The organism is Megasphaera sp. ASD88 (assembly GCF_002287425.1).
Taxonomy (GTDB): Bacteria; Bacillota; Negativicutes; order Veillonellales; family Megasphaeraceae; genus Megasphaera; species Megasphaera stantonii.
Genome location: NZ_NQXW01000031.1, coordinates 1 through 24,331, shown reverse-complemented (window position 1 = coordinate 24,331; position 24,331 = coordinate 1). Strand labels below are relative to the sequence as shown.

Sequence of the window (24,331 nt, the reverse complement as noted above, 5' to 3'; positions counted from 1 at the left end):
TGCCGCTGGGGCATGGCGAAAAATCCGTTATGATGATTTTGCCGTACATGTGCCTTACGGAAGAAGAAATGCTGGCGATTCGCTGGCATATGGGGCGTTTTGATTCGTCGGCCGATACATACAATGGCTTGCAGACACTCAACGCGGCGCAACGAACCTCGCCTTTGGTAACGGCCCTGCATCTGGCCGACATGATGGCGTCGTGGTTCGACGAAATGAGCTATGAGTAAGGCCGACATGATCCGCCGGGCCCGATCGGCGTTCCGGGAAGTGCTGGAAGCGATGGAACAGCCGAAATCGCAGCTCTTGCAGCGGGACCCGGCTATTAAAGGATTGGTTGAGAATATTGTACGACGTGTTGAAGAGGCGCGCAAGCCGGAGAACTGGCCTGTCGAGGAATACCCCGACGAATTTGCAAAATACCACCCGCAGGATCGGTATTTGTGGTCCTGGCTATTGTATCATGCAGCGTTTGTTTCGGATGACCTGGCGTCGATTCTGTGCATTTTGCGCGGCATGGGGTGTGAGCTGGTAGAGCATCCGGAATATGGCTATGCAATTCGCCCCATCATCGGCGGTAAGGGCTTTGAAAGCATGGAACGGTACAATTACGTCAAGGAACCGCTAAACGCGCTTACAGGCGATTTATTGCCCCTTTTGAAGCAGTTACGAGACGAGGTGCGGAGCGGTAAAGTGATTCCGGCAAGTGAGTATCGGCAGGGACGGTTAGGAGAGTGATACCAATTAAGCACATTGTACAATTCAGCGGCGGTAAAGATTCAACGGCTATGTTATTGATGATGCTTGAGCGTGGGATGCAGATAGACGACATCATCTTTTGTGATACTACGATGGAATTTCCGGGCATGTACGACCACATTGCAAAAGTTGAGAGATATATCGGCAGAAAAGTAACGAGGCTAAGACCGCCGCACGACTTTATTTATTACTTCGCGCAATGCCGAAAGACACGAGGCAAAAATAAAGGCGAATGTGGTTATGGATGGCCTAGAATGTGGAACCGGTGGTGTACAAGGCTATTTAAGATTGATTTAACCGCTAAATATTTGCGGAATATCGGTGATTACAAGCTGTACATCGGCATCGCCGCCGACGAACCGAAACGGCACGTAAATATACCCCAAAATACAGTGCATCCGCTATACGATTGAGGTATTACTGAGAAAATGGCTTTGCAGTACTGCTATAACCATGGCTTTAATTGGGGAGGGCTGTACAAGAAGTTTAAGCGAGCATCGTGTTGGTGTTGCCCATTACAAAGTATTGGTGAACTTCGCAACTTAAGAAAATATTACCCGGAATTATGGCAAAAACTACTAGAAATGGATAAAATGGTCAAATATGATTTTAGGCCGGATTGGAGTGTCCAAAAACTAGAGTATCGGTTTGCGATGGAAGATAGACAGCTGTCATTGTTTTAGATTAAGGAGGCGTTTATATGCAACTATCGAATCAGGCACGGCGGCATATTGCTGTCAATGCCGCGATTGCCAGCACGCAGGTATTAATTTACCAGGCATTGCATGACCGGTACGGCTTCGGCCGCGGCAGGTTTGCGAAGATTGATATGGCCGTTGACGAGTACAGCAAACACATTAATCACGACGGCGACCGGTATAGTACATATCGTGACAAGATAGACGCCGCGGGCCTGGACTTGCGGCTCAAACAGGACTTTATCCGTTGGCTTAAAAAATCCCTCGGTATCAGCGGCAAGGCCGAGCATACCGGGGCCGAGGCTGGCATGGAGTACACGTATACGCTGATGCTGTATGCGTTGTATGACGTGTTTGGTTTTCGGCGGGAACGGCTGCACTGGTTACAACGTAAGCTAAAGTTTTATGCTCGGCTTATCTTGGACGGTGAAGTTCGCATTCCAGAGTTTATGAAGTGCATGACACTGGAATGCGGGCAGAAGTTTGAGAACCTCGAATCGTGGGAGAAAAAATATGGGGAGCTGAAAATATATGGATAATGTAGAAGTAAACTGCGGTACATGCGTATATGCCCACTGCCATGAAAAGGATTACCCATGCTGCGAATGTAATCCGCATACGTTAGACCGATGGGCGGGGTTAAAGATGTTTGGCGTTGAGTTTGGTCCTGATGGGCCGAGAGAGGAGATGAAGCGATACGATGACAGCAAAAGAATACCTGAACCGTGTACGAAAACAAAACTATGTAGTAAGGCAAGCAGAGAAAGAACTGACGATGGTAAAATCTGATATTTTATCCTTGAAAGCCGCCAGCTTGTCGGAGAAAGTGACTGGTACGAAAGAATCCGATTTAGCAGATAAATACGTCAAGTTGGAGAAATATTTTGATAAGGTAATTGCTGAATGGGATAAATTGATAGACATGCGCATCGAAGCGAAAGCGATGATTGCTATGCTTCCCGATGAGGCGCAGCAGGCGGTGCTGTATGCAAGGTATATTAATTGCACAGAGTGGGAACAAATTGCTACCGATATGAAATTTAGTTGGCGTAATGTATTTTACGTACATGGTAAAGCATTGCAATCCTTTGAAAGATTGCATGGAATTGCACTCGCAAAGTGCGTATAATAGTAGTGTGAAGATTTGAGATAAAGGGACTTTGCTGACAGGTCGATTTTGAAAATGGACTTGTTAGCGGGTCCCTTTTAACATGTCCTGAATTAGGAGGTGTGCCTGATGTGTCATATTTACGATTGCAAGCATAACAAGTGCGGAACGTGCCGCATCGGGCGCGCGCCCTGCGGGTTAAACGCCTGCGATTTTTACGCAAAGCCCGTAGACAACCGGACATCGTTAAATCATGGGCCAGTGAAGTCTGGAAACCGGCATAGATTCTTCAAGTAGGAGGTGGGTGAAAAATGTAAATGAAACTGACAGAGAAACAAAAACGGTTTGTTGAAGCGTATATTGAGACCGGAAACGCGACGAAGGCCGCGCTAATGGCTGGATATAGCAAGAAAACGGCGTATTCCATCGGCAACGAAAACCTGAAGAAACCTGAAATAAAATACGCAATCGACCGGCGCATGAAAGAAATCGAAGAGGGGAAAACGGCGACGCCGGAAGAAATTATTCAATTTTTGTCGCAGTCTATGCGCGGCGAAATCGTCGAGGAAGTCGTTGCCGTAGAAGGGAGCGGGGAAGGCTGTTCTTCAGCGGTAATTGTAAAAAAGCAAATCGGGGCAAAAGACCGATTGAAAGCCGCGGAGTTATTGCTGAAACGTTATCCGACGAAACTAGTCGTAGAAGAGCAGCAGTTAAGAAATGCGAAGCTTAAGGCCGAAGTAGCGGCTATGCAGGATACAGAAAATGAAAGCGTGGTGATTGTTGATGATGTGCCGGATGAAGGTTAGCCTGAAAGAGCGGATAGCGCCGTCGTTTTATCGGCTGCATCAGCAGGTAAAACGTCATGACGCAACGCACTACTGGCTGAAAGGCGGCCGCGGATCGACGAAGTCGTCCTTCGTCGGCATTGAAATTATTCTGGGTATGATGAAAGACCCAAACCGCAATGCCGTCGTATTCCGCAAAATCGGCGGCACTTTACGCGAATCCGTTTATGAACAGCTTATCTGGGCTATTGACGTATTGGGCGTCGCCGACAAGTGGAAGGCCCGCATCAGCCCGCTGTCGCTGTCATACGGTAAGCAGCGCATTTTATTTCGCGGTGTGGACGACCCGCTGAAAAGCAAGTCCATTAAGCTTAGCCATGGCTATTTTGCCTATATCTGGTTTGAAGAATTGGCCGAGTTCCCGGAGATGGATACTATCAATACAGTGTTGCAATCCGTCATGCGCGGCGGCACGACATTCTGGTGCTTCTATTCGTACAATCCGCCGGAATCGGTGCAGTCGTGGGTCAATTATGAAGCGTCGCTGGCGAGACCAGACAAAATCGTCCACCACAGCACCTATTTGACTGTACCGCCGGACTGGCTGGGGGCGCCGTTTATTGCCGAAGCGGATCACATGAAGGCTGTCAATGAAGAAAAGTACCGCCATCAGTACCTCGGCGAGGTCACAGGGACCGGCGGCGAAGTATTCCGCAATGTGACGTTGCGACATATTACCGATGCCGAAATCGACCGCTTCGACCGCATTTATCGCGGACTTGACTGGGGTTATGCCGCCGATCCGCTGGCATATATGGTCGTACAATACGATAAAACGCGGAAACGGCTGTATATTTTCCATGAGTTGTACCGCGTCAATATGTCCAACGCGAAGGCGGCGGACTATATCAACAAGGAAAATCCGGGCCGGGGGCTTGTCATTTGCGACAGCGCCGAGCCTAAATCCATCGATGACATCGAAGAGCGCGGCATCCGAGCCGAAGGTGCCGTTAAAGGGCCCGGCAGCGTAGAACGAGGCATACGCTTTTTGAAAGATGAACTGGAAGAAATTATCATCGACCCGGACCGCTGTCCCAATGCGGCGCGGGAGTTTACGCAGTATGAGTTAGAAAAGGATAAGCTGGGGAACTTTAAGTCCGTCTACCCGGATAAGAACAATCATACGATTGACGCCGTCCGGTACGCGCTGGAACGGGTCAACGACGCCCCGCTGTTTGGATGGTGATAGCATGATATTACAACGATGGTGGAACCTGCTGCTCATGCGGGGCAGTCAGTCCGGCATGACGGAGATAGAATTTTTGGAGGAAGAGCTGAAAGCCTGGCTAGTTTCTACAAAACGGCTATGGATTCGCGCAGGCACGGCATATTATTGCCAGCATTTAGACATAGACCATAAAGAACGCAAAGTCATCGGCGAAGGCGGCCGCAAGGTTACGCTGCATACGCTGCCGAATAACCGCATCGCCTATAACCGCTATGCGAAATTGGTCGACCAAAAAGTCAACTACTTGCTGGCAAAGCCCTTCGAGGTCAAAACGGACGATGAAACCTATGGCGTATTGCTGGACAGCGTATTCGATAAAACGTTCCGCCGCCGGCTGAAGCACGTTGGCGTAGATGCGCTGAACGGCGGCATTGCGTACTTACACCCGTATGTTACGGCAGAGGGGCTGCATTTCAAGCGGTTCCCGCCGTCGCAGATTTTGCCGTTTTGGGCTGACGAAGAGCATGAAAGGCTGGACGCGTTCTTGCGTATTTATGACGTGGCAACCTATGAAGGGAAACAGCCTAAGATTGTCCATAAGGTCGATTATTATACGAGTAACGGCGTGCAATACTTTATCTGGGAAAACGACCAGCTGCGCCCCGACGTGGAGCGCACGAGCGGTGCCTATCTCACCATAGACGATAAGCCGATGAACTGGGACCGCGTGCCGCTCATCGCCTTCAAGTACAACGATGAAGAACTGCCGCTTATCCGCCGCGTGAAGGGCTTGCAGGACGCGCTGAATACGCTCATCAGCAACTTTGCCGACGTCATGTGTGAGGACGTGCGCAATACGATCCTCGTCATTAAGAACTATGATGGTACGGATTTATCGGAGTTTCGGCGGAATCTGGCTGTCTATGGCGCAGTAAAGGTGCGTACTCGTGAAGGCGTGGAAGGCGGCGTTGAAACGCTGACAATAGAAGTCAATTCCCAGAACTACGAGGTCATCATAAAGTTGTTGGAAAAGGCGATTATTGACTGCGGCAACGGCTTTGACGCCCGCGACGACCGTATGGGCAATAATCCGAACCAAATGAATATCAGCAGTATTTACAGTGACATCGACATCGATACGAATAATATCGAGATGGAGTTCCAGGCGTCGTTGGAACAGCTGATGTGGTTCGTCAATACGTATTACGGGATTAACGGCGGCAAAGCCGGCGATGTCGAGTTTATTTTTAGTCGTGATACGCCGGTCAATGAATCGGAACTTATTACGAACTGCCGCAATTCCGAAGGCGTCATCAGCAAGGAAACGATCATCGCCAATCACCCCTGGGTCAAAGATACGGCCGAAGAGCTCAAACGGCTGCAAGCCGAGCAGCAGGAAGAATTGGGGCTGGATTACGCTATGCGCGGACAGGAGCCGCAAGGCGGTGGCGTAGATGACGAATAAGGACTATTGGCAGCGCCGGTTTGAACGGCTGGAACAGCGGGAAATGGATAAGGCCGACCAAGCTATGGCGGAGCTGAAAAAAGTGTATGAATACACGCTGCGGCAGCTGCGCGACGAAGTCATCGAATGGTACAATCGCTATGCCGATGAAAACGGCCTGAGTTTGGCCGACGCCCGTAAACAGTTGGACGCCAGGGAGCTGAAGGCTTTTAAATTGACGCTGAAAGAGTATGAAAAACTGGCGAAACAGCAGGATTTATCCGATGAGTACATCAAGATGCTGGATCAGGCGTCTATTCGGGCACGATTGAGCCGCAGCCAAATGCTGTACATTAAAACGGCGAACTACGTCGAACAGTTGGCTAAGGAACAGGAAATCAACCTGACGGAGCTGCTGAAAGACGTGTACGAGGACAGCTACTACCGTGCGGCCTATGAAACACAGTCCATGCAGGGCGCATATGATACGTTTTCCGAAGTGCCTAAAACAAGCGTTGAAAAAACTATATCCAGACCCTGGGCAGAGGACGGGAAGGACTTTTCTAAGCGCATTTGGGACAATAAAACGAAGCTCTTGAATACGCTCCAATCGGAGATTACGCGGACGCTTATCGCCGCTGAAGGGACGACGCTGCTTGCCGGGCGTATCGCCAACCGCTTCAACGTGTCTTTTAGCAACGCCAAGCGATTAGCAGAGACGGAGACAGCCTACGTACAGGAAACGGCTCGTATGGATACGTGGCAAAAACTCCACGTAGCAAAATACGAGCTCATTGCGACGCTGGACAGCCGGACGTCGCCCATCTGCCGGGAAATGGACGGCAAGGTCTTCGATCGGGCTGACGCCAAGCCTGGTGTGACGATGCCGCCCTTTCACTGTTACTGCCGTACGACAACGGCACCGTACATTGAAGGCATTACGGATGATGATTCAACACGTGCCGCCCGCGATCCAGACACGGGTAAGACCGTGCAGGTACCGGGGAAAATGAACTATGCAGACTGGAAAGCCGTATTTGTCGACAAATCCAAGACGTTGGAAGATTGGAGAGAGCCTAAGGTTGCTGATGCTGCTATGGCGGAAGAAAAGAAACCATTTACTCCTGCGAAATCCAAAGATGAAGCCTTCCTTCGGTTTAAGGAACTTACCAATCCTGGATTTAAATTAGATGAAAAATTGCACCTTAATACAATGAACGCTGTACTTGAAGCGATGGAAGAAGTTCGTCAAAAATTTGGAATAAAAATACCTATCAATGAACTTAAAAATCGAAAAGCAGAAAGAACAAGCCGCGGCGGGTTTACGGATGAGGGAAGGATTTTAGCTCTTCCGGGTCGAAGTGCTAATTTTGTAAGTACACAAAAGCGGATGGCTGAACGGCTATTTAAAAAGGGGTGGTGGGCAACAGACCATAAATATGACAATATATACCATGAAATCGGGCATAGCATATATAACATACTGCCGGCAGCTACTAAAAAAGAAATTAACAAGATTTTCCACAATGCCCGACACGCGAACTATGAAAAATGGATGGAATTAGGCGGGTATTCCAGGGCAGGAAAGACACAAGCGGAATTATTCTCCCAAACATTATCTGGATATGCCTTAACCAATGAAGACGAATTTTTTGCTGAAGCTTTTGCGCAGATTATGGCAAAAAAGATGAGACCGGTATCCCGGTTAGTAAAAAAACAGCTGGATGCGTGGCAGAAGAGCTTTCAATCAACTCCTAAGCCTGATATAATTAAAAACAGAGTAGGCGAAGGAGTTGCGCAAGTGCATTACATAGGCAAAATTGATAAGGAAATTTATAAGGTAGTAACGCCCGATATTTGTACTGATGAGGTTATTATTACCGATCGTCAAATACAACATATAAAAGAAAGACATCCCAATGATTATGAGCGATTTGTTAAATATTTCGAAGAAGCACTTAGCTGTCCAGATTATATTCTAGAAGCTAATAAGCCCAATAGTGCTATGGTTCTAAAAGAAATTGAATTAAATAATGAGAAAATAAAGATTATTTTACGGCTGCATACTTCAACGGACCCAGAAGGTTATAAAAATTCCATTATTACTGCTCAAAGGGTAAAAGAAAGAAGATATAAACAGTATATTAGGAATGGCAAGATACTTTACCGGAAAAATGAACCGTGATATAATGAAGATGCAAAAAGGAATCTTTGAGGTGGAAAATTTCGTAGCGTCCACACGCCGATGGTACTGACAGGGGAAACCCGAGAGATGCAGGAGCCTGCTACGCCTGCCAAAGATTCCTTTCTGGAAAAAAGCGTTCACTTTTCAGTGGGCGCTTTTTTCATATCCGATAAAAGGGGGCGACATTATGGCTAAAGACGATTACCATGTCATTGTGTATTACCTGCTTTCATACTTGTATTACTGCCTGAAGCATGGCATACGACCGGAAAGCAAATACCTAAGCTTGGCAGAATATCCCGTAAAAATAAACGAAGAATATCTGGCATTTATCTATACGGAGCTCTTGCGGAAAGGCTTTATTGCTGGAGTGATTTGCGGTACTGTATCCGTATTGGGAAAGGGCGCTGTTCCCGTTATCAAATCGTATGAAAACACGCAGATTACAGCTGACGGAATCGAATATCTTGAGCACAACGGAACAATGGCGAAAGTCTGGAAGGCTATTCAGGAAAGCGGTGGCCTGATGCTGCAGCTGATTAATGCTTTCCAGTAATTTAAACGGAATACAAGCTAAAGCACTTTTGAGAAATCAAGAGTGCTTTTTTCATGCCTGAAAGGAGGCGGTGCCGTATGCCTGTATAAGACTGCGGCTATAATATTTTATTTTGGAAAGGAGAACCGTCATGACCAAAGACGAGTTAAAAGCTTTAGGACTGACCGATGAGCAGGCCGACAAGATTGTAAAAGACTATGAAAACTATGTGCCTAAAGCGGAGCACGAGCAGCAGGCGACGGCCTTAAAGCAGGCTAAGGAAGAGCAGAAGCGTATCGCCAAGGAACTGGATACGCTGAAGAAAAACAACGCCAGCAACGAAGAACTGACGAAGCAGATCGAGCAGATGAAGGCCGACGCAGAGAAACGCCAAAAAGATTACGACGCCACGATCAAGCAGATGAAGCTCGACGCGGCCGTAGATAAGTCCCTGCTGACGGCCAAGGCTAAGAATACCAAAGCCGTAAAGGCCTTGTTGGATTTGGCGGATGCCGAAGTCGGTGACGACGGCAGTGTGAAGGGGCTGGACGACCAGCTCAAGAAGCTCAAAGAATCGGATGCTTATCTGTTTGAGCCGGATAAGCCGAAGCATAAAATTGACGGCTTAAAACCCGGCGAAGGGAGCGACCCCGACGACGGGCAGGATCTGACAGACCAGCAGATTTTTGAGCAGGCATTGAATATGTAAAGGGAGAGTGAATGACTATGCCAATCAATACGTTAGAAATGACTAAAATTTTCCAGCAGTCCCTGGACAAGCAGATGCTTGTCGGCGCTACGTCGGGCTGGATGGAAACCAATGCGGGCAATGTTAAATACACAGGCGGCGATACGGTACGTATGCCTGTTATTGACGTACAGGGCCTTGCCGATTACGACCGCGATACGGGCTTTAATCAGGGCGCCGTTACGCTGCGTTATGCTGATTATAAATTGACGCAGGATCGTGGCCGCACGTTCCATTTAGACGCGATGGACGTAGACGAAACAAACTTTGTCGCTTCTGCAGGCAATGTCATGGGCGAGTTCCAGCGCACGCAGGTTATCCCCGAAGTGGATGCCTACCGGTATAGCAAGATTTATGAACTGGCAAACGGGAAAAGACGCGTGACGGCTTCGTTTACGCCGTCGGCGACGAATATCCTGGCACAGCTGGATAAAGAAATTACGACGATTCAGGACACCGTCGGCGATGCGGAAAGTCTGGTCATTATCATGTCGACGCCGATCCGCACGATTCTGAATACCGTCAAGGACATCGAAAAACACTTGGATGTGACGAACTTCAAAGCCGGCGTCATCGATACGAAAGTTCGCACGTACAATGAAATTCCTATCCTCGGCGTGCCCAGCGCCCGCATGAAATCGGAATATACGTTTAACGACGGCACGACAGGCGGGCAGGAAGCCGGCGGCTTTGTAGCGGCCGATGATGCCGTGGACATCAACTGGATCATCATTGCCCGCCGCGCGCCGATTGCCATTTCCAAGACCGATAAGGTCCGCATCTTCGCGCCGGACGTCAACCAGAAAGCCGACGCCTGGAAACTGGATTACCGCAAATTTCATGACTTGTGGATTCCTGAAAAGAAACTGGACGCCGTGTGGGTCAACGCAGGCGCGGCAGCAGGGGAATAATGATGGCGGCGTCGATAGATAACGTCAAAATGTTGATGCAGGCGGCGACGGGATACGCGACGCAGCCTGCCGACGACGCGTTGCTGACATACTTGTTGCAGTCTGAAGAGCGGGCCGTGTTGGACGATTGTAATCTGGCCGTGCTGCCGGAGGCGCTGGATACCGTCGTCGAAGAACGGGCGGCCGGGCGCTTTTTGCAGATGAAGAAGGCCGACGTACTAAGCGCTGACGACTTAGCCGTCGTATCCCGCATTGAAGAAGGGGATACGACGGTCGAGTTTGAAGGTACGTCGGCAGAATCGCGGCTTGACGGCGTGATTACGTCATGGCTGAGGGAGCGTGATTTAGCATGTTACCGAAAACTGCGTTGGTAAGAAAAGCGTTGGAAAAGCTCTACGACGGGCAGGCGACGATATGGGCCTATGCAGACGGCGAACCAGATGAAAACGGTATCGTATCCGCAGAGCCGCGGCAAGCCGGGCCGTATCCTTGCCGCGTATCGCATAAAAGCATAACGCCGGCCGAACAGGGTGACGGACTAGAGGCGTTCAGCCAGTCTATCACCCTGTTTATATCTCCGGATATCGTCATTGCTGCCGGTTCAGACATCGACGTCGTGCAGCGGGGCCGGACGCTGCAGTTCACGGCGGCCGGCGTGCCTGCGGTCTATGACAGTCATCAGGAAGTGCCGCTCCGGCACCGGGGGAAATACGATGGCTAACGTAGACGTATCCTTTGCCGGGTTCGAAGCTCTGCGCCGGCAAATCGAAGGGCTGAACAGCCCGCAGGAAAAGCAGGCCTGCATGGAAGAGTGCGCCGAATCGTTGGCGCAGGTGTACTTACGAAAAGCGATTAGGCATAAGTTCAAAACCAGTGGCGGCGCCAAGGAATTCGAGGTTACAGAAAAGGCTTATGAACGGATTCAGGCGATGGAAGTAGGCGCTAAGGGCTTTCAAAAAGCAAAGTCGCGCAATCATGCCAACGCCCATGCTGTCAAACGTATCAAGAAGAGCCGCAAAAGCGGGAAAAAACAGTATCTCGTGCTGACAGCTTCAGAACATATGCGGCGAAGCTGGGGCGCTGAGTCTGTGAAAAAACAAGGCAGCACCTATTCCGTGAAAGTGTTTAATTCGGCATCGTATGCCAGCTACGTCAACGACGGACACCGCCAGCGTCCCGGTCGTTTCGTGCCGGCTATTGGTAAACGATTGGTACGGTCATGGGTGCCGGGGCAGCACATCGCGGAAGAAGCTGAGAGGACTGTGCGCAAGGTATCCAAACGGCTGCTATCACAAATTATCCTGTCCTATATACTAAGGGGGCTACGTTGATATGGATGACGTCAAGAGTATTACGGAAGGCATCGCAGCTGCATTATCACAGCAAACGAGCTATGCCGTGTATACGGACTATCATAAACAGCACGCCCATTTTCCCTGTTTTTACGTAGAGCTCATCGACGCGTCGCAAGAACAGGAGCTGGGGAACCGGTACTGGCGGGAATACGCCTTCGATGTGCTGCTGTTTTTAGATAGGAACGGCGAAATTAAGGACAGGCGGTCACTTACGGCTATGGCCGATACGCTGTTTATGGCATTGGAGTACATTACCGTAGACGGCGGCCGGAAGCTGCGCGGCACGGAGATGCGCTACCGCATTACGGACAACGTGCTGCATTTCCTTGTGTCGTATAACATGCATGTGCTGAAAGGCGTAGAAAAAGAGCCTGCAATGCAGACGTTACATACGGAAGGGAGAGTCAAGAATGAATGAGGAAACCATGACGACGGCGCCAGAAGCTACATTCGACGCCGTGACAATCGTAAAATCGAAGAAATACAGGCGGTATGCTGACTTACTATGCTGTGAACTGGAAGAAGGCCAGCAGTATACGCATGCCGACATTGACAAGATTATTCAAGGGGCGCTGACGCGTCCTGTCGTACGGACGGTCAATCCGTAAAGGAGGGTAAGCTATGGCATTAGGAGGCGGAATTTGGCTGTTTCAAAATAAGAAGCTGCCAGGTACGTATATTAACTTTGTCAGCAAAGAACGGGCATCTGTGGATATAGCCGACCGCGGCTATGGCACGATGGCGCTGGAACTCGACTGGGGCCCTGCCGGGCAGATTTTCCGCGTCGATGCGGATACATTTCAGACGGACTGCCAGCAGATTTTCGGCTATGACTACGGCCACGACAGCATGAAAGGGCTGCGCGACCTGTTTATCAACTTGAAGACGGGCTATTTCTACCGCCTCAACGGCGATGGGGAAAAAGCCAAGAATGAGATTGCCGAAGCCCTGTATCCGGGACTGCGCGGCAATGATTTATCCGTCGCTATTCAGGACGACGTAGACCATGAGGGCAAGTTCATTGTCACGACGTACTTAAAAACGGACGGTGTGCTGAAAGCCGTCGACGAGCAGGATAACGTGGCGACCGGTGAGGAATTGGCGGCCAACGATTATGTCAAATTCATCAAGACTGGCGACTTGACGGCAACGGCCTCAACGGCCCTTACAGGCGGTACGAACGGTTCCGAGGTCACGACGGCCAACTATCAGGACTATATTGAGCTCATCGAGCCGTATTACTTTAACTGCCTGGGCTACGCCGGGACGGATTCGGCGATTCAGTCGCTGCTGATCAATTTCGTCAAGCGCTGCCGTGAAGATTCGGGGGCAAAATTCCAGGTTATTTTGTACGGGAAAGAAAAAGCTAACTACGAAGGCGTTATTTCCATTAAGAACAACGTCACCGATGCCGGCGAGGAACCTGGCAGTCTTGTATACTGGCTGACCGGGGCCGAAGCAAGCTGTGCGATCAACGCCAGCTGCACGAATAAAATCTACGACGGCGAGTATACGGTCAATACGGCGTATAAGCAGTACGAATTGGAACAGGCCATTACGGACGGCCTCTTGATGTTCCACAACGTCACGGACGCCGTCAGTGGCAACGTGGAGGGCGACACGCGGGTACTGAAGGACATCAACACATTCACGGAGTTTACGAAGGACAAGAACGAAGACTTTTCCTTTAATCAGGTTATTCGCGTACTGGATAATGCGGCCATCGATTTGGCGCGGCTGTTTAACCGGACGTATCTCGGCAAAGTGCAGAATGACGACCAGGGCAGGCTGGCCCTTTGGAATGACGGCGTGGCGCTCTTTGAAAATTACCAGAAAGTACGCGCCATTCAGAACTTCGTGGCTGACGATCTGCCTGTTCCGACGCAGGGTGATTCCAAAGATTCTGTCTTATGGACCTTTGAAATCCAGCCGACGGTCTGCATGGAAAAACTGTACTGCACGATTTACGTAGCATAGAAGGGAGGGACGAAATATGCCAGATGCAATTCGCACCATGTTCGCTGGCGACGTCATTTCGGCGAAGCTGGCGTCGGCGTATGTGACGATTAGTGGAAACAGATACTTGCTGTTTCAGGCGAAGTCATTGAACGCGACGATTGAGAAAGACAAGAAGGAAGTGCCGATCCTGGGGCGCCTGCTCAAGGGCAATAAGTCCGTCGGGGCCAAGGGGAGCGGCACGCTGCGGATTTATAAGAACACGTCGCTGTTTGACGATATGATTATGGATTTTGTTAATAACGGCGTGGATACGTATTTTGACATGCAGATTTCTAACGAAGACCCGACCGCCAAAGCAGGACGGCGCACGGTTATTTTGACGAACTGCAATATTGACAAAACGACTATCGCGGCGTTTGACGCCGACGGCGACTGGCTGGAAGATGAAATATCTTTTACGTTTGAGGGGCTTCAGATTCCGGAAAAATTCACCTTGTTAGACGGTATGCAGGCGTAGGAGGAATAGTAGATGAGTGAAGTAAAGACACTGAGCGCATTTTTTAAGGAAAACGAAATTGTCAAAGAGCCAGTTAAATACGTGGCGTCGAAGCGCTACATCGGCGTCGACGGCAAGCCCATTGAATGGGAGTTGCGGGCGCTTACGAACGATGAAATCGAAACCTTGCAAAAGTGGTGCACGAAAAAAGTGCCGGTGAAGGGCACGCGGGACTATCAGACCGTATTCGATCGGGAACGGTTTACGACGGAATTTACGCTGAAGAGCATCGTATTCCCGAACCTGGACGACGCAGAATTGCAGACGAACCGCGGCGTCGTCGGCGCCGAGGCGCTGCTGAAGGATTTACTGACGCCGGGCGAGCTGGCAGACCTGTACCTGGCGGCGTCGGAGGCAAGCGATTTTCAGACCGGCATGGGGGATAAAATCAAGGCCGTAAAAAACTAATACGGGCAAAAGACGCCGAAACGACGCTGGCGTATTTTGCCCTGGTGAAACTGCATATCCTGCCGAACGAATTACGGGCTTTGTCTGAAGAAGAGAGGGCCTTTGTATATGCCTGCTGTCAGGAATATGCCAGGGCGGAGAAGAAAGCCGCAGAGGAAGCGAAGAAAAGGAGGTAGCCTATGGCAACGATAGAAAACTATATCCGTCTGCGCGACGGCTTTTCGCCCGTACTGGACCGTATCAGCCAGGCGTCGAATACTGTTGCCAGACGGCTCAATGAAGTATCTGGCGCGGCCAGCCGGGCCGGCGATTCGGCCGATATAGCTTCTTCTAAATTCGGAATGTTGAAAAGCGTCTTTGCCGGCAGTTTCCTGGCCAGCGCGGCTATGCAGGGCATTGAGGCCATTTCTAACGGCCTCAATAATCTGGTCAGCACGGCCGACGAATACGCCGGCGTACAGGCACGGCTGAAGCTTATTGCCGGCTCGCAGGAAAACGTGGCATATCTGAACAACTTGATTTTTGAATCGGCGCAGCGCGCCCGCGGCGGCTACCTCGACATGGCTCGTGCCGTATCGCAGCTAGCCCAAAGCGCCCATGACGCCTTTCCCGATCCGCGCGAAGCGACGCGTTTCATGGAAGGTATTCAAAAAATGTTCGTTATCGGAGGCGTCGACCGGGCACATCAGCAAGACGCTATGGTGCAGCTGACGCAGGGCCTGGCGTCGGGAACGCTGCAGGGCGACGAGTTCCGCAGTATCGCCGAAAACGCGCCGATTATCGAAAACATGATTGCCAAAGAAATGGGCGTGCCTCGCGGCGCGCTGAAGCAGCTGGCGTCGGAGGGTAAAGTTACGGCCGACATAATCCGCAATGCCGTACTCAACAATATGGACGAAATCAACGCCCAGTTCGCCACCATGCCGAAGCGCTGGGGCGACCATTTCACGGAGCTGACGAACATTGCCTTGCGGGAATTTGCCCCCGTCTTTACGCGGCTGAACGACCTGGCGAACAGCGACGGCGTCCGGTTCTTTGTCAATAACATCGAATGGGGCATTGAAACGGTCGCGCCGATGTTCTACGCTGCCGTCGGCGTCATTCAATGGTTTATGGATACGGCCGTCAGCGCTATTTCCTATGTCGGGGACTTCTTTAATACCCATGCCTGGGCGGCAGAGGCCGCTTTGGGTGCCTTGGGGCTGGCCCTGGTATACGTCGGCCTGAATGCCCTTGTCAGCGCAGGGCAGATGGGCATTGCCGCTGCGGCGACAGGGGTCAAGACTATCGCCGATTGGGCAGAAACAGCGGCTATTATTGCCCTGACATTAGCACAGGAAGGGTTTAATGCGGCCCTGGCCATGTGCCCCATCACGTGGATCATCGGGGCAATCGTTGTCCTCATCGGTATTTTTTACTTGGCTGTAGCGGCCGTCAACTATTTCGCCGGTACGAGCGTTTCCGCGACGGGGCTTATTTTCGGGGCCTTTGCCTGGCTGGGTACAAGTATTCTGAATATCATCAAAGCCGTTGCCAACGGCTTTATTGCCTTTGCCAACTTCCTGGGCAGCGTGTTCCAGGACCCGGCAGCCGCTACGTACAATTTGTTCGTCGACATCTGGAACGGCATTGTGGACTATATAGCCCAAGCCGTCAATGACATTATCGGCATCGTAAATAAAATACCGGGTATGAACATTTCTGCGGTCAATGCGGGCGATTGGAGAGGCGAGCGAATGGCTATCCCCGATGCGGCTTGGCATATTGGGCCATTCAAACAGACTAGTGCAAACGAAGCGGCAGAAAAGGCGTATGGCGTTGGCGCCAGCGATTGGCTGGGAGGTATGACCGATGCTGTGAAACAGGCTATCCCGGAGGCTTACGATACCAGCAAGATTACGCCGGCATCGCACTATGACCCGGACGCCGCAGAAAACAAGAGAAACGCCAAGCGGACGGCGGACAACACGGAACGCATGGCCAACGCTATCGAAATGACCGACGCCGAAATTGCCGAACTGCGGGATTCAGCCATTCAGCAGGTTATTTCCGAATGGCAGCAGCAACACATCAACATTATCGTAGAAAACCAGAATAACGTAGCCTCTGACGTTGATATTGACGGCATGACGAGCAACCTTGTCAAAGGCATACAGGAAGCAATGGCAATCCATCGGGAAGGGGTGAAAACGTAAATGTATTATATGTTTATGGATACGATGCAGATACCGATTCCCCCGGCGTCGATGCGTACCAAAATCAACAACAAGAACCGGACGGTCGACCTGCTGGGAAAAGGCGAAGTCAATATCCTAAAGCAGGCCGGCCTTACGGAGGTATCGTTTAAGTTTATGCTGCCGAACAGCGACTACCCCTTTAACCAGTCTATGCTTATGAGTTTCCAAAAAGCCTCGTACTATGTAGACCAGCTGGAAGCGCTGAAAGCGTCGGGGCAGCCTTTCCAGTTTATCGTCGTGCGCATGAAAGAAGACGGCACGATGCTGTCCATGACCAATATGAAGGCGTCGCTGGAAGATTACAGCATTGATGAAGACGCGGAGGAAGGCTATGACATGTATGCCGACGTTACGTTGAAAAAGTACGTCGACTGGGGCGCCAAGCGCATCGAGGTCAAGACGGACAGCGAAGGCAACACGAAAGGGACGGTTACGCAAGACCGAAGCACGGCGGGGCATGACATACCTTCGCAGGTTACGGTATCCCGGGGCAGACGCTGCAGCAGGTCGTAAAGCGTCAGCTCGGCAACACGAGCAATCTCTTCGCCATTGCATCGCTGAACAAAATCGCCGTACCGGCTGCCCTGGCCGTCGGTCAGGTCGTAAAATTGGGGACGCAGGCGGCTAATAAGGTGGTGCTGCACTGATGCCCGATGAACAGCAAAACACCAATACGGCGCAGAATCAAGAGGCGGAATATCAGATTGTCCGAACGGATATGCCCGTACCACTGACGTATGAAATGGTCATCATCAACGGCGAGAATCAGTATCTCGTGGAGCCGGTCGAGGCCGTTAAGCTGACGCGCGGCATCGACTGTCAGCCGGCGAAACTAGACTTCAAAGTCCTAAAAGACGATGTGCTCGATTTCAAGGAAGGCAACGTCGTACAGTTCAAGGTTAATAATGAAATCGTGTTCAAAGGATTTGTTTTTGAAAAAGACCGAAATAAAAACGAAGAAATCCGCGTGCTGGCCTACGACCAGCTGCGGTATCTCAAGAATAAAGACTGCTACGTATATCGGAACTGGACGCTGACCCAGTTGCTGCAAAACATCGCCAACGACTACGGGTTGACTGTCGGCGACCTCGATAATACGCAGTATGTCATACCCAAGCGGTTGGAAGATAACAAGACACTGGCGGACATTCTGATGAAAGCCCTGGATTTGACAATTATCAATCTGCCGGAGCATACGCCGTATTTTATTTACGACGACGGCGGGAAAATCATGTTGAAATCGTTGCAGGCTATGAAAACGGACATCTATATCGATGCCGAGTGCCTGCAAAATTACAGTTACCGTACCTCTATCGATAAAGACACATATAACTACGTCAAGGTCGTCCGCGAGGCGCCGGGCGCAGTCGGCACGACGTTAGTACGAACGGGCGTCGTAGTCGATGAGGAGCATGTCAAAGAATGGGGCCGCCTGCAATACTTGATGAAACCCGATGATAAGACGACGAACGCCATGGATCGGGCTCAGCATATTATCACGACGAAGAACCGCAAGACGCGGGATATTCGCCTGAAAGGTATCATCGGTGACGTGCGGGTTCGCGGCGGCAGCAGCGTCTATATCAATCTGTCATTAGGCGATATAGACCTGAACAACTACTATGTCGTGCAGAACGTGACGCATACTTTTGCCAACGGCCTGCACAGCATGGATATGGACGTTATGTATTACGAACCGCCGGCACAGTATGAAGTCAAAGTCAATAACGATACGGCTGTATTGCAGCGGATTCAGGCGGCGAAGAAAGCGAAAAAGCAAAAACAAACGACAAGCGGATCGTATACGTATAACGGCACGGCGGACCCCAATCAGGTCGATACGGCGTTTGCGGCCTGCGAAGGCCGCGTCAGCCCATACGGCAGCGAGGGCTGTGTTGACACGGTATGCGCGGCGGGTTCGTACTACAATCCAGACTTAAAAGATTTATACGACAAGGGCGTTGCCAATACGGGTACGTTATGCAGCGAGTTGGAATCCCGGGGATATAAAGTAGAATCCTTTACGGGATATGCCAGCAAAGGCGATATATTGCTGTACGGCGACCGCGACCATGCCGTTATTGCCGACGGCGCCGGCGGCTGTTTTGGCAACAGCAGCTCGAACGGTTATGCCATGAAATACGGCGACGCCAACTACGCTTGGCATAATGGGGAGGCGCCGACAGAGATTATTCATATGGGGTAGGTGATATATGTGGAAGCAGATTATACAAAGTTTGTGGAGCTGATAAAGCAGATCGTCACAGAAACCAATGCGGCGGCTGTGATGGCTGACGTCATTATCGGCGAAGTCATTGCCACTGGCCCCCTGCGCGTCCGCATCGAAAATAAATACGTCTTAGAAAGCGACGATATTGTCTTGACGAAAAATACGTCGGATTGGTCCGTCGACATGACCGTCGACCATCAGACTGAGGACGCCGCCGGCGGCAGCGGTTACGCCGAATATGCTAGCCACCACCATGGCTATGCCGGCCGTAAGACGTATCTGGTACATAATGCCCTGGCCGTCGGCGATAAGGTTATTTTGCTGCGTGAATCCGGCGGGCAACGGTTTATCGCCATCGACCGGTACGATAACCCGGATAGGGGGTGCAGCGATTGACTACGAATCTATTATTGCCGGATTCTAACTCAGTAACAGTCGCCGAAGTATCGACGTATACGGAACCGTCGCAGACGTATAACCTCGAATACGATAAAGACAGCCAGATTCGCGGCTACTGTGATGAACTGAAAGCCATGCGGCAGGCTGTTTATAAAACACTCAATACGGAACGGTACAAGTACATTATTTACAGCTGGGATTATGGTATTGAGCTGGAAGATTTATTCGGTCAGCCTATCCCATATGTGTATGCCGAGTTGCAGCGCCGCATCGAGGAAGCGCTGCTCAACGACGACAGGATTACGAGTGTGCATGACTTTGACTTTTCAAACAACGGTGGCGACGTATTGGCTGTATTTCAGGTGGATACCATTTACGGCACGATAAAGGCAAGTAAGGGGGTGCAGGGCATTGTATGAGGATATGACGAGCGAACGCATTATCAAGCGTATGCTCGATACGGTTTCGCCGCAGTTTGACCGGCGCGAGGGCAGTATTATTTACGATGCCTGCGCGCCGGCGGCGATTGAATTGGCCGAGGCCTATATCATGGCGCAGGTCATCTTAAAGCAGACCTTTGCCACGACGGCCGACCGGGAGTACTTAATCCTGCGGGCGTCGGAATTTAATATCACGCCGGAGCCGGCGACGGCAGCCGAAGTGGAAGGCAAGTTTTCCCAGGCTATTAGCATCGGCTCGCGGTTTAACTACGATAACGTCAATTTCCAGGTCATCGAATTGCTCGACGATACGGAACATACGTATAAACTGCGGTGTGAGACGTTAGGTATTGCCGGTAACAACTGCATCGGCAGTATCGTCCCGATTGACCCCATACCGGGGCTGGCGACAGCGGAGATTACAAAGCTTATCACGCCGGGAGAAAACGAAGAAGATACGGAAACGTTTCGGCTTCGCTACTTTGCGGCGCTGAAATCCAAAGCTTACGGCGGCAACGGCTCTGACTACACAGAAAAAGTCTTGGCTCTTCCCGGCATCGGCGGTGTGAAGGTATATCGCTGCTGGAACGGCGGCGGGACGGTAAAGCTGGTTATTTTGAATAGCCAATACGCTATCCCGGATAGTGAACTTGTGGAAGAAGTACAGAATGAAATCGACCCAAGCCCGCAAGGGAAGGGCTACGGCATCGCGCCGATCGGGCACGTTGTCACGGTGGCGGCGGCGACCGATATAAAAATCAATGTGTCGGCAGATATTACGCTGAAAGAAGGGTATGAACCGACAGACGTACAAACAGCGGTCGAGGCGGCCATCAGCAGCTATCTGGAAGCCCGACGGCAGGAATGGTGTAACCAAAGTGATACGGAACAGGTTATCGTGCGGGCGGCGTATATCCTGACGGCGATGCTGAACGTGCAGAACGTCATAGACGTTGCGAACGTAACGATTAACGGGGAGACGGATCGGATTACCTTGGAAACGGACGAAGTACCGACGCTGGGAACGGTATCGCTGACGGAGGGATAATATGGACGATTTAACACGCGTTATATCGCTGGCTACGTTTCTGCCGCCGGTGACGCGGGATAGCAAGGACGTACAGGAACTCATGCGTATTGAAGATACGGAGTTGCAGGCGTTATGGGAAGCCATGTGCGATATTTTTTATAACCAGTTTATCTCGACGATGACGGCATACGGCTTACAGCAATGGGAGAAAATATTTGACGTCATGCCTAAGGCTACGGATACGCTGCAAGATCGGCGCACGCGCATTTTGCAGCTCTTGATGGGGACACGGCCGTATACAGTGCTGAGCTTTCAAGCCATTTTAGATAACATTTACGGTCCGGGCAACGTGACAATCCATGTCGATAACGATAAATACGAATTTTGGATGGAACTTACAGCTGACATGATGAGCAAGAATATAAGTATCAGGGAATTTGCAGAGACGATTGTCCCTAAGAATCTGCTCATCTTAATTAGCAATACACAAAATGCAGCGTTGCGGCAGTATACAGACGGGCATGTGCGGCAGCAAAGCGTCGTTTCAATCGCCGGCTATACAGGCGTTAACATCGGTGATATGACGGCAGCACAGTATACAGGCGGATATGTGCATGTTTTAAAAACAGTAAATGTAGGAGGGTAAATGTATGGCAAAGTATCCAGATTTAGTTACGACCAAAAAGGGACTTGACTTAAACAGCGCAGCCAATGCAGCGCAGAAAGCAGTTATTTTTACAAAAGTCATTGTCGGTGACGGCGATGTACCGTCTGATACGTCTATTGGTGATTTGACGGCCGTCGTGTCGCCGAAGATGACCCTTGAAATTACGAATAAAGAGAATCTGGGAAATGGACATTTTACGATACGGGCGACCCTGGGGAATGAAGAACTTGAGAGCGGATTCTATGCTAAAGAAATCGGCGTATACGCGAAACTCGACGGTGATGTCGAAGTACTGTATGCGTACACGAACGGCGGCAACTACGTTGACTATATTCCCGATAAGTCATCGCCCATCGACGCGCAGGTCTTTAACATTGACGTAATTATCGGAAATTTGCAGCAAGCAACTATTCTGATTAATGATGAGACGCATGTTACCGTGCAAGATCTTGAAGACCATAATACGGATGCAGATGCCCATGCAAATCTTGCCTTGCTTATCAATGATGCACTTGCGCCAACTAGTGATAAAAATACGCTAGTTAATTTACTGTCGAATTTAGCGAATATGCTTACAAAAGTTACAGGGCAAGAGGACTGGAAAACAGGACCGGCAGCGAGCATAGCGGCCATCTTGAGCAACCTGCAAGGCAACCTCGTTGTAAACTGGGACGGCAATAAATTTACTGTTCCTGCGCTCGGTATCAGTGGACTGATGGCCCAAAATGGCTATGTAAATTTTGGCAAACTATTTGGCGGTCTAATTGTACAGTGGGGAACTTATCAATCTATGCCTGTTGATGCCGCCATACGTACCGTTCCTTTTGCAATCACAATGCCAGGGTATGTGTGGAGCAACGCAACAATTAACAGCGGCGATGTCCCGGACATCGTAATCACACCATATATCCAAAATGCTGACGCGAACGGCTTAAAAATCTTGATAGACTACGAAACTGGACATCAGTATACACCTGGAACAGCCGTTTCTAATGTCTTATGGATCGCTATCGGCCGATGAATGCAACTCGGATAAGTCCAGCTCCGCCAGTACCGCTCGTAATGCGGCACTTTGATAGTGTTGTATCATTTTCAAGTACTGTAAAAGTATAGCCACGACTTACCGTAATATTAGACGTATCCCAGTCGACAGGTGTTACGCTAAAGACGGCGTCAGTAAAGGCAATAGGGTAACTTATGTCGTCATATCCCACAGCACTTGTTGAGTATTTTATCCACTGTACCGATCGGCACAGTGGGGAATCGCTTTGGCAAATCAAAATACCACCCCGTTTGTCATATCTTTTAAAACAACTGCAAGAATGGTAGCGACGGTACAAAGTGCAAATAGCGATAATGTGTATAGCCTTCACTGTCTTTCCGAGCTGTCATCATACACAATAACAGCTTTTCGCGATAATAATAAAAGCCAAGACATATACGTATACTGGCTTGCTATCGGCCGATGATAATATACTTGCAACTCGGTGCTTCTGACATTGTCGTCCCAAATGTAAATGTTGTTTTTGTCGCAGATTCCCATTTTGCGACGATCGGCGCATCGTGATTTGTGTTGCTGTTTAAAAGTGATGCAAGTGCAACGGCAGCATACGCGCCTGATGCAAAAGATATAGGCAAATTAACGGTAGCCAGATAATTTACCGGAGTGCCCGTACTTCCCCACTGTTCGGTACAGTGGGGAACTGAAACTATCATCAACAACTCAGGAATTGCTGTAACTATGCCGCTGGCCTATGCTGATACTACATATAAAATTTTAATAACACATAATAACGGCATTTTATCATCTAGCGTCGTACCGTTATCAGTTGGGTATATAAATCCGACTTATTTTTATGTTTCCAACAACATAGGCGAAAATCCTAATTTCTTTTGGGTTACTGTCGGCAAATAGCCACCCATTGAAAATTAGTCGCCGCAAAGACGCCTTGTTCGCTACGTTCCCAAACTTTAAATTTATTACTGGCAGATGCTTGAGTTCCAAATCTATCGCAGCCGTAGTCATTATCCAGCCCCAAAATGATAAAAATGCCGTTACTTGTGATCGGTAAAGTTATTTCCTGTTCATCGTATGACAGGTATATCAATCCCCACTGTCTCTAATGACAAATTGCTATGTACCCGAACGCTCCGTTAGTAAATGAGCCACTTGAACTGCGACTATACACTGTCAAAGTTGCGTCGTTAAAAGAATAATAAATCGGGCTTATCCCACGATCAGAGACCACACCGATTAGCGCGGATGCCGATATAGGCAAAGTAACTTTTTGGGTTCCGTTAGTTGACGTTTCTCCGAATCCCCACTGTATAGAAGGAAAAAGAGGAGAGATGACTGCAATAAAAATATGCTATTATCAATTAAATTTAATATATTGAGAATACGAAAACACAGCGAAACGAGCCGATATTTACAGAAAAAATGTGAAAATACCGGCTCATTTAGCTGTATTTTTTATAGTCATTAAGAGCAAAGAAAAATGGCTGTAAATACAGCATACATCGCGGCTTTCATATAGTCTAAGGGCGCGTTAAGAGCAAATCAGCGTAGCAACTGTATACATTTTCGTAATTGGTGGAGACTTTTGTGAGTGTACACGCGGTCAGTCACATCGCCGCCGGCGTGGCCGA

The 24,331-nt window shown here is 49.9% G+C and carries 28 protein-coding genes and 1 pseudogene; all 29 read left to right on the top strand.

Annotation, left to right across the window (positions count from 1 at the left end; translation table 11 throughout):
• A pseudogene (locus CJ260_RS11630) lies at positions 1 to 230 on the top strand (hydrolase); the annotation flags it as partial.
• Entirely contained in the window at positions 223 to 738 is a 516-nt protein-coding gene (locus CJ260_RS11625; RefSeq protein ID WP_198947465.1) for a hypothetical protein, read from the top strand. The pseudogene CJ260_RS11630 and the gene CJ260_RS11625, both read left to right, overlap by 8 nt.
• Positions 735 to 1,172: a phosphoadenosine phosphosulfate reductase family protein gene (locus tag CJ260_RS13020; RefSeq protein ID WP_198947464.1), complete on the top strand. Its 438-nt coding sequence runs from the start codon at positions 735 to 737 to the stop codon at positions 1,170 to 1,172. The genes CJ260_RS11625 and CJ260_RS13020 overlap by 4 nt, the downstream gene beginning before the upstream one ends.
• A gap of 287 nt (positions 1,173 to 1,459) precedes the next feature.
• Positions 1,460 to 1,996 (top strand): hypothetical protein, encoded by a 537-nt coding sequence (locus CJ260_RS11615; protein WP_095630314.1) that lies wholly within the window; start codon positions 1,460 to 1,462, stop codon positions 1,994 to 1,996.
• A 161-nt stretch (positions 1,997 to 2,157) separates the two neighbouring features.
• Positions 2,158 to 2,586, top strand: a complete 429-nt coding sequence (locus CJ260_RS11610; protein WP_095630313.1) for a DUF1492 domain-containing protein — start codon at positions 2,158 to 2,160, stop codon at positions 2,584 to 2,586.
• Between the two features lie 296 nt (positions 2,587 to 2,882).
• A complete protein-coding gene (locus CJ260_RS11605) occupies positions 2,883 to 3,371 on the top strand; it encodes a terminase small subunit (protein ID WP_095630312.1) in 489 nt (162 codons plus the stop codon).
• Positions 3,361 to 4,596, top strand: coding sequence for a PBSX family phage terminase large subunit (locus CJ260_RS11600; protein WP_198947463.1), 1,236 nt, complete (start codon positions 3,361 to 3,363; stop codon positions 4,594 to 4,596). The genes CJ260_RS11605 and CJ260_RS11600 overlap by 11 nt, the downstream gene beginning before the upstream one ends.
• Positions 4,597 to 4,600: 4 nt before the next feature.
• Positions 4,601 to 6,043: a phage portal protein gene (locus CJ260_RS11595; RefSeq protein ID WP_095630311.1), complete on the top strand. Its 1,443-nt coding sequence runs from the start codon at positions 4,601 to 4,603 to the stop codon at positions 6,041 to 6,043.
• The gene (locus tag CJ260_RS11590; protein ID WP_158221406.1) at positions 6,033 to 8,207 is read left to right on the top strand and encodes a minor capsid protein; all 2,175 of its coding nucleotides are present in this window, start codon (positions 6,033 to 6,035) and stop codon (positions 8,205 to 8,207) included. Before CJ260_RS11595 ends, CJ260_RS11590 begins: the two co-directional genes overlap by 11 nt.
• A gap of 187 nt (positions 8,208 to 8,394) precedes the next feature.
• The gene (locus tag CJ260_RS11585; protein ID WP_095630310.1) at positions 8,395 to 8,763 is read left to right on the top strand and encodes a YjcQ family protein; all 369 of its coding nucleotides are present in this window, start codon (positions 8,395 to 8,397) and stop codon (positions 8,761 to 8,763) included.
• 130 nt (positions 8,764 to 8,893) lie between these two features.
• Entirely contained in the window at positions 8,894 to 9,451 is a 558-nt protein-coding gene (locus CJ260_RS11580) for a phage scaffolding protein (RefSeq protein ID WP_095630309.1), read from the top strand.
• A gap of 17 nt (positions 9,452 to 9,468) precedes the next feature.
• The gene (locus CJ260_RS11575; protein WP_095630308.1) at positions 9,469 to 10,401 is read left to right on the top strand and encodes a hypothetical protein; all 933 of its coding nucleotides are present in this window, start codon (positions 9,469 to 9,471) and stop codon (positions 10,399 to 10,401) included.
• Positions 10,401 to 10,775 carry a hypothetical protein gene (locus CJ260_RS11570; protein WP_095630307.1) on the top strand — a complete coding sequence of 125 codons (375 nt, stop codon included), beginning with the start codon at positions 10,401 to 10,403 and terminating at the stop codon, positions 10,773 to 10,775. The genes CJ260_RS11575 and CJ260_RS11570 overlap by 1 nt, the downstream gene beginning before the upstream one ends.
• Positions 10,751 to 11,122, top strand: coding sequence for a hypothetical protein (locus tag CJ260_RS11565; protein WP_143747695.1), 372 nt, complete (start codon positions 10,751 to 10,753; stop codon positions 11,120 to 11,122). The genes CJ260_RS11570 and CJ260_RS11565 overlap by 25 nt, the downstream gene beginning before the upstream one ends.
• Entirely contained in the window at positions 11,115 to 11,732 is a 618-nt protein-coding gene (locus CJ260_RS11560) for an HK97 gp10 family phage protein (protein ID WP_158221405.1), read from the top strand. The genes CJ260_RS11565 and CJ260_RS11560 overlap by 8 nt, the downstream gene beginning before the upstream one ends.
• 1 nt (position 11,733) lies before the next feature.
• Complete coding sequence (locus CJ260_RS11555; RefSeq protein WP_095630304.1) at positions 11,734 to 12,174, top strand: DUF6838 family protein; 441 nt, start codon at positions 11,734 to 11,736, stop codon at positions 12,172 to 12,174.
• Positions 12,167 to 12,364, top strand: coding sequence for a hypothetical protein (locus tag CJ260_RS11550; protein ID WP_095630303.1), 198 nt, complete (start codon positions 12,167 to 12,169; stop codon positions 12,362 to 12,364). Before CJ260_RS11555 ends, CJ260_RS11550 begins: the two co-directional genes overlap by 8 nt.
• 13 nt (positions 12,365 to 12,377) lie before the next feature.
• Positions 12,378 to 13,733 (top strand): phage tail sheath C-terminal domain-containing protein, encoded by a 1,356-nt coding sequence (locus CJ260_RS11545; protein WP_095630302.1) that lies wholly within the window; start codon positions 12,378 to 12,380, stop codon positions 13,731 to 13,733.
• Positions 13,734 to 13,749: 16 nt separating this feature from the next.
• Positions 13,750 to 14,232, top strand: a complete 483-nt coding sequence (locus CJ260_RS11540) for a phage tail tube protein (RefSeq protein ID WP_095630301.1) — start codon at positions 13,750 to 13,752, stop codon at positions 14,230 to 14,232.
• Between the two features lie 12 nt (positions 14,233 to 14,244).
• Positions 14,245 to 14,679: a phage portal protein gene (locus tag CJ260_RS11535; RefSeq protein WP_095630300.1), complete on the top strand. Its 435-nt coding sequence runs from the start codon at positions 14,245 to 14,247 to the stop codon at positions 14,677 to 14,679.
• A gap of 44 nt (positions 14,680 to 14,723) precedes the next feature.
• Positions 14,724 to 14,855: a hypothetical protein gene (locus CJ260_RS13345; RefSeq protein WP_255378514.1), complete on the top strand. Its 132-nt coding sequence runs from the start codon at positions 14,724 to 14,726 to the stop codon at positions 14,853 to 14,855.
• 3 nt (positions 14,856 to 14,858) lie between these two features.
• A complete protein-coding gene (locus tag CJ260_RS11530) occupies positions 14,859 to 16,874 on the top strand; it encodes a tape measure protein (RefSeq protein WP_095630299.1) in 2,016 nt (671 codons plus the stop codon).
• A gap of 15 nt (positions 16,875 to 16,889) precedes the next feature.
• Positions 16,890 to 17,429 (top strand): hypothetical protein, encoded by a 540-nt coding sequence (locus CJ260_RS11525; protein ID WP_233127989.1) that lies wholly within the window; start codon positions 16,890 to 16,892, stop codon positions 17,427 to 17,429.
• A gap of 133 nt (positions 17,430 to 17,562) precedes the next feature.
• Entirely contained in the window at positions 17,563 to 19,122 is a 1,560-nt protein-coding gene (locus CJ260_RS11520) for a hypothetical protein (RefSeq protein ID WP_233127988.1), read from the top strand.
• 9 nt (positions 19,123 to 19,131) lie between these two features.
• Positions 19,132 to 19,542: a DUF2577 domain-containing protein gene (locus tag CJ260_RS11515; protein ID WP_095630317.1), complete on the top strand. Its 411-nt coding sequence runs from the start codon at positions 19,132 to 19,134 to the stop codon at positions 19,540 to 19,542.
• Positions 19,539 to 19,964, top strand: a complete 426-nt coding sequence (locus CJ260_RS11510) for a DUF2634 domain-containing protein (protein WP_095630297.1) — start codon at positions 19,539 to 19,541, stop codon at positions 19,962 to 19,964. Before CJ260_RS11515 ends, CJ260_RS11510 begins: the two co-directional genes overlap by 4 nt.
• A 4-nt stretch (positions 19,965 to 19,968) precedes the next feature.
• Positions 19,969 to 21,033, top strand: a complete 1,065-nt coding sequence (locus tag CJ260_RS11505; RefSeq protein WP_095630316.1) for a baseplate J/gp47 family protein — start codon at positions 19,969 to 19,971, stop codon at positions 21,031 to 21,033.
• 1 nt (position 21,034) lies between these two features.
• Entirely contained in the window at positions 21,035 to 21,661 is a 627-nt protein-coding gene (locus CJ260_RS11500; RefSeq protein WP_095630296.1) for a putative phage tail protein, read from the top strand.
• 4 nt (positions 21,662 to 21,665) lie between these two features.
• Positions 21,666 to 22,703: a phage tail protein gene (locus tag CJ260_RS11495; RefSeq protein ID WP_095630295.1), complete on the top strand. Its 1,038-nt coding sequence runs from the start codon at positions 21,666 to 21,668 to the stop codon at positions 22,701 to 22,703.
• Positions 22,704 to 24,331 lie beyond the last annotated feature (1,628 nt).

Bases quoted from the DNA above. Each gene is read 5' to 3' on its own strand.
- CJ260_RS11570 (WP_095630307.1), top strand. From the start codon at position 10,401: ATGATGGCGGCGTCGATAGATAACGTCAAAATGTTGATGCAGGCGGCG.
- CJ260_RS11500 (WP_095630296.1), top strand. From the start codon at position 21,035: ATGGACGATTTAACACGCGTTATATCGCTGGCTACGTTTCTGCCGCCG.
- CJ260_RS11600 (WP_198947463.1), top strand. From the start codon at position 3,361: ATGAAGGTTAGCCTGAAAGAGCGGATAGCGCCGTCGTTTTATCGGCTG.
- CJ260_RS11575 (WP_095630308.1), top strand. From the start codon at position 9,469: ATGCCAATCAATACGTTAGAAATGACTAAAATTTTCCAGCAGTCCCTG.
- CJ260_RS11555 (WP_095630304.1), top strand. From the start codon at position 11,734: ATGGATGACGTCAAGAGTATTACGGAAGGCATCGCAGCTGCATTATCA.
- CJ260_RS11520 (WP_233127988.1), top strand. From the start codon at position 17,563: ATGCCCGATGAACAGCAAAACACCAATACGGCGCAGAATCAAGAGGCG.
- CJ260_RS11545 (WP_095630302.1), top strand. From the start codon at position 12,378: ATGGCATTAGGAGGCGGAATTTGGCTGTTTCAAAATAAGAAGCTGCCA.
- CJ260_RS11550 (WP_095630303.1), top strand. From the start codon at position 12,167: ATGAATGAGGAAACCATGACGACGGCGCCAGAAGCTACATTCGACGCC.
- CJ260_RS11590 (WP_158221406.1), top strand. From the start codon at position 6,033: ATGACGAATAAGGACTATTGGCAGCGCCGGTTTGAACGGCTGGAACAG.
- CJ260_RS11595 (WP_095630311.1), top strand. From the start codon at position 4,601: ATGATATTACAACGATGGTGGAACCTGCTGCTCATGCGGGGCAGTCAG.
- CJ260_RS11625 (WP_198947465.1), top strand. From the start codon at position 223: ATGAGTAAGGCCGACATGATCCGCCGGGCCCGATCGGCGTTCCGGGAA.
- CJ260_RS11505 (WP_095630316.1), top strand. From the start codon at position 19,969: ATGACGAGCGAACGCATTATCAAGCGTATGCTCGATACGGTTTCGCCG.
- CJ260_RS11540 (WP_095630301.1), top strand. From the start codon at position 13,750: ATGCCAGATGCAATTCGCACCATGTTCGCTGGCGACGTCATTTCGGCG.
- CJ260_RS11580 (WP_095630309.1), top strand. From the start codon at position 8,894: ATGACCAAAGACGAGTTAAAAGCTTTAGGACTGACCGATGAGCAGGCC.
- CJ260_RS11525 (WP_233127989.1), top strand. From the start codon at position 16,890: ATGGATACGATGCAGATACCGATTCCCCCGGCGTCGATGCGTACCAAA.
- CJ260_RS11565 (WP_143747695.1), top strand. From the start codon at position 10,751: ATGTTACCGAAAACTGCGTTGGTAAGAAAAGCGTTGGAAAAGCTCTAC.
- CJ260_RS11605 (WP_095630312.1), top strand. From the start codon at position 2,883: ATGAAACTGACAGAGAAACAAAAACGGTTTGTTGAAGCGTATATTGAG.
- CJ260_RS11615 (WP_095630314.1), top strand. From the start codon at position 1,460: ATGCAACTATCGAATCAGGCACGGCGGCATATTGCTGTCAATGCCGCG.
- CJ260_RS11610 (WP_095630313.1), top strand. From the start codon at position 2,158: ATGACAGCAAAAGAATACCTGAACCGTGTACGAAAACAAAACTATGTA.
- CJ260_RS11530 (WP_095630299.1), top strand. From the start codon at position 14,859: ATGGCAACGATAGAAAACTATATCCGTCTGCGCGACGGCTTTTCGCCC.
- CJ260_RS11560 (WP_158221405.1), top strand. From the start codon at position 11,115: ATGGCTAACGTAGACGTATCCTTTGCCGGGTTCGAAGCTCTGCGCCGG.
- CJ260_RS11585 (WP_095630310.1), top strand. From the start codon at position 8,395: ATGGCTAAAGACGATTACCATGTCATTGTGTATTACCTGCTTTCATAC.
- CJ260_RS11495 (WP_095630295.1), top strand. From the start codon at position 21,666: ATGGCAAAGTATCCAGATTTAGTTACGACCAAAAAGGGACTTGACTTA.
- CJ260_RS11535 (WP_095630300.1), top strand. From the start codon at position 14,245: ATGAGTGAAGTAAAGACACTGAGCGCATTTTTTAAGGAAAACGAAATT.